The following is a 6,741-nucleotide window of genomic DNA, read 5'->3' on the forward strand; positions in this document are numbered from 1 at the left end:
AAGCCACCCATCAGTCGCCTCGGCCTGACCGAGGACAACCTGTTGAGGCACCACAGCTAGCTCACGAAAGCGTAGCGAGCGCCTGTTCGAGCTTTTCGCGCCGGGCCCTGGCGTCGGCCAGCCGCTCCTTCTGCTCGTCAATCACCTCATCGGGCGCCTTGGCCAGAAACTGCTCATTGCCGAGCTTTTTCTCCAGCCCGCCGATTTCGCCTTCGAGCTTCTTGACGTCCTTGGAGAGCCGCTGACGCTCCGCCGCAATGTCGATAAGATCGGCAAGCGGCAACCCCCAGCTGGCTTCGCCCACAACGAACTGTGCCGAACTGGCCGGGATGGCATCCACCGGATCGATGGTCGAAACCCGCGCCAGCCGCTCGATGGCTGCACGGTGCGTCTCGATCCGCGCCGTCGTCTCCGCACTGGCGCCCACCACGACCAGCGGCACTTTCGCCCCGGCGGGAACGTTCATTTCCGTCCGCACCGACCGAATGGCCGAAATCACCTCGAGCAGCCAGCCCAGTTCCGCACCCGCTTGCGGGTAGGATATCGCATCGAGTTCCGGCCAATCGGCCAGCATCAGATAGCCGTCCCGCTTGGGCCCGGTCTTGCCGGTTTCCGCCCAAAGCTCTTCGGTCACGAACGGCATGAACGGATGCAGCATTTTCAGGATCTGATCGAGCGCCCAGGCCGCCGTTGCCCGCGTCTCGGCCTTGGCCGCTTCATCGGCGCCTGAAAAAGTGGGCTTGGCCAGTTCCACGAACCAGTCGCAGAACGTGCCCCACACGAAATCATAGGCGTGGTTGGCCGCTTCGTTGAACTTGTACTCGATGATCGCCTTTTCGACATTGGCCACGGCCCGCGCCGTCGCTCCGGCGATCCACTGGTTGAGTGCGCCGGAAAGCCTCGTCGGCTCGAACCCGTCAACCCGCACGCATTCGTTCATTTCCAGAAACCGCGCCGCGTTCCAGAGCTTGGTGACGAAGTTGCGATAGCCCTCGACCCGGCTCATGGCCAGCTTGATGTCGCGCCCCTGCGCCGCCATCGCCGCCAGCGTAAACCGCGTCGCATCCGCCCCATAGGCATCGACCAGTTCGAGCGGATCGATGACGTTGCCTTTCGACTTGGACATCTTCTGGCCCTTCTCGTCGCGGACCAGCGCATGCACATAGACGGTGGAGAACGGCTCTTCACCCGTAAATTCAAGTCCGAGCATCATCATCCTGGCAACCCAAAAGAAAATGATGTCGAACCCGGTCACCAGCGTTGCCGTCGGATAGTAGCTTTCCAGCTCTTTTGTCTGCTGCGGCCACCCCATGGTCGAAAACGGCCACAGCCCCGATGAGAACCAGGTGTCCAGCACGTCTTCGTCACGCGTCAGGTCCACCGGTTCGCCGTAATGGGCCTCCGCGGCCTTGGCCGCGCCCGCCTCGTCATAGTCGACAAATGCCCGTCCATCCGGTCCGTACCAGGCCGGGATCTGATGACCCCACCAAAGCTGGCGTGAAATGCACCAGGGCTGGATGTTCTCCATCCATGCGAAATAGGTGTTCTCCCAGCTCTTGGGCACGAATTTCGTGCGACCTTCGCGCACCGAGGCGATGGCCGGCTGCGCCAGAACGTCGGCCTTGACGAACCACTGATCGGTCAGGAACGGCTCGATCACCACCTTGGAGCGATCCCCGAACGGCTGCATGATCTTTTTGTCCTCGACCATCACCATCAGCCCTTCGGCGTCGATGTCGGCCACGATCTTCTTGCGCGCCTCATAGCGGTCCATGCCGCGATATTCGTCGGGCACGATATTGATTTCCGCAGTCACCGCGTCGTCGAAATCCATCTCGCCGCGCGCGATCTTGCCCGCCAGTTCGGCCTGCTGCACATACGGCGCGCCATCAGCCCGCATATTGGCCTTGGTGTCGAGCAGCGCATACATGGGAATGTGGTTGCGCCGGGCGACCTCATAATCGTTGAAATCATGCGCCCCGGTGATTTTCACCGCACCCGAGCCGAATGCGGGATCGGGATATTCGTCGGTGATGATCGGGATCAGCCTGCGGTGCTCTTTCGGCCCGACCGGAATTTCGCACATCTTGCCAACGATGGGCGCATAGCGCTCATCGTCGGGGTGCACCGCCACGGCGCCATCGCCAAGCATGGTTTCCGGCCTGGTCGTCGCAATCGAGATATAGTCGCGCTCTTCCTCGAGCACCACGTTCCCGTCGGCGTCCTTTTCCACATATGTGTAGGTTTCGCCCCCGGCCAGCGGATATTTGAAATGCCACATATGGCCGTTGACTTCGGTGTTCTCGACCTCGAGATCGGAGATCGCCGTCTCGAACTGCGGGTCCCAGTTGACCAGGCGCTTGGCGCGATAGATCAGCCCTTTGCGGTGCATCTCCACAAAGACCTTGAGCACCGCTTCGGACAACCCTTCGTCCATGGTGAAGCGTTCGCGCGACCAGTCGCACGACGCACCGAGCCGCTTGAGCTGGTTAAGGATCGTCCCCCCGCTCTCGGCCTTCCACTCCCAGACCTTTTCAACGAACTTTTCGCGCCCGATCTCGCGGCGTCCCGGCTCCTGGCGCTCCATCATGCGGCGCTCGACCACCATCTGGGTCGCAATACCCGCATGATCGGTGCCCGGCTGCCAGAGCACGTTCTTGCCGCGCATGCGCTCGAAACGCACCAGCACGTCCTGGATGGTGTTGTTGAGCGCGTGACCGATATGGAGCGAACCCGTCACATTGGGCGGCGGAATGACGACCGAATAGCTCTGTGCGCCCGGCTTGCTCCCGGCGCCGGCCTTGAACGCCCCCGCCTCTTCCCAGGCGCTGTAAATTCGCCCTTCGACCGTGCTCGGCTCGTAGGTCTTTTCGATCATCTGTGCGGTACCCCTGGAGTGTTTCCGGGATAAGTGGAGGCTACCCATCCGGCTCGGAAACGCGACATAACAAAGACTTGGAGGATTTCCCAGTTTCCAGGACCCGTTGGGCCGCGCAAACGAAAAGCGGAAATGCTCCAGAACGACGACCCGCCCCAGACTATGGGACGGGCCTCTGACATAGTGTGCTTATCTCTAAAGCCAAGCCGGGCGGCGAAGTCAACCGCGCGATGCGCGCTCGATCTCCTGGGCGATGAGCCGTTCCACCATCGAGGGCAGGTTTTCCTCGAGCCAGTCCTTGAGCATCGGCCGCAGCATTTCGCGGATCATCGCTTCGATGGTCAGCCCGCTGGCCCCTACGGCCATGTCCGGCATCCCCTTGGGCGTACCGAGCTTGGCAAAGGCGTTCTTCACGGCCGCACTGGTCGCCGGCTCCAACAGCTCGTCGGCCAGGTCGCTGCTCAATTCAGGGTCGGGCATCGGCGCCGCCTGGGCGAAATTGGCCTTGGGCTTGGGCGCTGGCTGCGGCTCTGCCGCAGCTTCGGGTTCGGGCTCGGCGCGCATCTGCGGCGCCGGTTCCTCGTCCTTGTCCAACTCGAACGCCACGTCGTCGGGCACCACCAGTTCCGCGGCGGCATCAAGGCTTGCCGCCGACGGCATTTCCGTTTCAACCGCCTCGGGCTCGGACTTGGCCTCCGGTTCGGCGGCAGCCGGCTCGACGATCTGTTCGGGCGAAAGCGCCAGCGGGGTCACCGTATCGTCGTCATCGTCGCTGAAAGGATCGATTTCGGCCGCCGAAGGCATAGGAACAGGTTCGGGTGCAGGCGCGGGCACAGGCTTGGGGCCAGGCGCCTTGGCAACCGGCATCTTCTGGGTTGCAGCCTCATCGTCATCGGCAATGATCTGCCGGATCGACGATAAGATTTCGTCCATTGTCGGTTCTTTTGATGCCGGCTGGTTCATATCTGCCCCGATTTCGTTCGGCCACCCTGGCCGCTACTCCGTACTGCCTGCAAAAACGGCGCACAGCCGTTGATTCGCTTTACAGCACCTTAACGTGAGAGCCCGGCGCACGAAAAGGGAAACGCCCCGGCGAGGGGGCGTAATCCACGAAAAACCAGCACTATCGGTATTCTAGCGTAGGTTGCCCCACGCATCGGCAGGCGCCGCTGGCGCGGTCGCCGGAACAACCACATCGCCCTCCACCGTCCGCGGCTGAACCGGCAGCCCCAGGTGCTGAGCGCTCAGCGTGCCCATGGCGGCAATCAGCGAATAGGCGGCGATTGTTCTTTGCGACTGCGCCGAAATCAGCGTTTCCTCGACCGAGGCCACCGAGGCCCGCGCATCGAGCACGTCCAGCGTTGTGGCCTGTCCGAGTTCATTCTGATCGATCGTTGCCTGCAGGGCCAGCCGGCTCGCTGCGACAGCGGCGGTCGCCGCCTCGATCTGCGCCGTGGCGGCCTGGATACCAGCCCACCCCTGACGCACCGCCTCAACGATCTGATCGCGCGTCGCAAACCCTTCGAGTTGCGTCTGGATCTGCCCGATATTGGCCTGCTCGACCGACGGATCACGGGTCGGCGTATAGATCGGCACGCTCAGCCGCAGGCTGATGCTCGCCTGGCTGGCGACAGTGCCCGAGGTAAAGCCGCCGGCGCCGACCTGGCCGGTCACCGAGAGGTTGGGCCCGAAGCTCGCCAGCGTCTCCTCATAGCCATACTGCGCGGCGCGCAACTGGGCAGCAGAAGCCAGCAGCGCGGGATGGTCGGTATTGGCGCGCGCAAGCGCTGCATCGAGCGAGCCCGGAATAAGCGACGAATAGCTGTACCCGCCCGAAAGGCTGCCGGGCGCCCGGCCGACCCAACGCTGATAGTTGGCTTCGCTGTTGCGCAGATTGTTGATTGCGGCCTGATAGGACGCGGTGGATTGCGCAAGTGTCGCCTCGGCCTGGGAAACTTCGAGCTGTGTCCCTTCGCCCAACTCCAGTCTGTCGCGGGCCGATCCCACCTGCGCCTCGACGAAACCGACGCTTTCCTGCCGGATTTCGACGATCCGCCGGTTGGCCACGACGTTCACATAGGCCTGAATGACCGAGAGCAGCACGTTCTGCTCCGTGTTCCTGGCGCCATACACCGCCGCGTCATACTGCGCCTCGGCGCCGCTGATCGCGGCACTGGTCGCATTGTTGTCGAACAGGGTTTGGTTATAGCCGATGCCGATGCTGTCGCTCGTCGACCAGCTCTGACCGCCCGAGGCCCAGGTCGATGTGGCTCCGATGCTGCCTTCTGCCCCGATGGTGGGCAACCTCGCCCCCTCGGCCGCAATGATGCCCTGCCGGGCAGCCCTCACCGAAAGGAACGAACTGGCGATCTCGGGATTGTTTTCATACGCATAGGCCAAAGCCGAGGTGAGGCTTTGCCCTTGGGCCGTCGTGACGAGCCCGAAAAGTGCAATGACGCTTACACCCAAAACTTGACTAAATTTCATTGCCCAGCGCCTCCAGCGCCGCCCCAACCTATGGCTGCGCCGCCACGCTTTCAACGCCAAACGAACGCACTAACCGGACTTTAAGGTAGGTAACTTTTCATTCGTTGCGTGTCGGTAACAGTTCCGCTGATGATCTCACACCAAGATTGCCGCAAGGTTACAGATTCGCGACAGATTCAGAACACGAAGGCCGGCGCCGCCGCAAAACTCCCCAGAACCGGAATGCTGGCGTTGAAGCTGGGCATCGGCGCCACATCATTGCCGGTCTTGACGTAGAGATTGGCCACAGCCGCGTTCCCGGCCCCCAGCACCGCCACCAGTCGCCCGCCATCGCGCAATTGGGCGAGCAGCGCCGGCGGCACCACGTCCACCGCCCCCTCGAGAATGATCGCATCGAACGGCGCTTCCCTGGGCACGCCGTTTTCGATCGGGCCGGCCACGGCCGCGGCGTTTCCGATGTCGAGATCGGCCAGGATATCGTTGGCCCGCCCCGCCAGAACCTCATCGCTTTCCAGCGCCACGACCGCATTGGCCAAAAGCGAAAGCACCGCCGCCGAATACCCGGTCCCACACGCCACATCGAGCACCACGTCCTGGCTGCCGATCTCGGCAAGCTGCACGAGCCGCGCAAAATCGGCCGGCGAGGCCATCGTCCGGTTCGCCGAAAGCGCAATCGGTTCGTCGCTATAGGCAAAGGCCGTGTGCGTATCGGGCACGAACTTTTCGCGCGGAATGCGGTTCATGGCGTCCAGAATGCGCCAGTCGGTGATTCCGCTGGTCCGCAACTGGTTGTCGACCATCGTCCGGCGCGCGCGCGAAAAATCCATAGTCAATCGCCTTCCCTGAGTGCTTTCATTTAGCCCTGTTCTTTGGTCAATAGCGCCGCCCGACAGTCGAAGCAAGGCCCTACCCGCCCAGTTTCGGCGCCGCCCGCACCAGCTGGCGCGTATAGTCTTGCTGCGGATCCTCGAGCACCCTTTCGGTTGCCCCCTCCTCGACGATCCGGCCGCCTTCCATCACCAGCACCCGGTCGGTGATCGCCCGCACCACCTGCAGGTCATGGGCAATAAACAGATAGCTTATCGCCACCCGCTGCGAAATCGCCGCCAGCAGATCGAGCACCTGCGCCCGGATCGACACATCGAGTGCCGACACAGCCTCGTCCAGAACGATCAGCGCCGGCTCGATGACCAGCGCCCGCGCAATGGCAATCCGCTGACGCTGTCCACCCGAAAACGCGTGGATATGCCGATCGGCGGCACTCGCCTCGATCCCCACCGATTCGAGCACCCGCGCCACCAGCGCCTCCCGCTCCGCCCCCTTGGGCGCTTTGTCGCCCAGCAGATGCAACGGTTCGGCCACCAGCCGGCCGACCT

The 6,741-nt window shown here is 63.0% G+C and carries 5 protein-coding genes; all 5 read right to left on the bottom strand.

Translation table 11 applies throughout. From position 1 onward, the window contains the following. Positions 1–61: 61 nt before the first annotated feature. A complete protein-coding gene (locus AACZ55_RS15010; RefSeq protein ID WP_339647420.1) occupies positions 62–2,878 on the bottom strand; it encodes a valine--tRNA ligase in 2,817 nt (938 codons plus the stop codon). Positions 2,879–3,097: 219 nt separating this feature from the next. Continuing rightward, positions 3,098–3,811 carry a DUF2497 domain-containing protein gene (locus AACZ55_RS15015; RefSeq protein WP_339647421.1) on the bottom strand — a complete coding sequence of 238 codons (714 nt, stop codon included), beginning with the start codon at positions 3,809–3,811 and terminating at the stop codon, positions 3,098–3,100. A gap of 201 nt (positions 3,812–4,012) precedes the next feature. Continuing rightward, entirely contained in the window at positions 4,013–5,365 is a 1,353-nt protein-coding gene (locus tag AACZ55_RS15020; RefSeq protein WP_338606752.1) for a TolC family protein, read from the bottom strand. A gap of 176 nt (positions 5,366–5,541) precedes the next feature. Then, a complete protein-coding gene (locus AACZ55_RS15025; RefSeq protein WP_338606751.1) occupies positions 5,542–6,192 on the bottom strand; it encodes a protein-L-isoaspartate O-methyltransferase in 651 nt (216 codons plus the stop codon). A 79-nt stretch (positions 6,193–6,271) separates the two neighbouring features. Then, the coding region (locus AACZ55_RS15030; protein ID WP_339647423.1) for an ATP-binding cassette domain-containing protein at positions 6,272–6,741 on the bottom strand (470 nt) is incomplete at its 5' end.

The sequence above is a fragment of the uncultured Pelagibacterium sp. genome (assembly GCF_963972885.1).
Classification (GTDB): domain Bacteria; phylum Pseudomonadota; class Alphaproteobacteria; order Rhizobiales; family Devosiaceae; genus Pelagibacterium; species Pelagibacterium nitratireducens.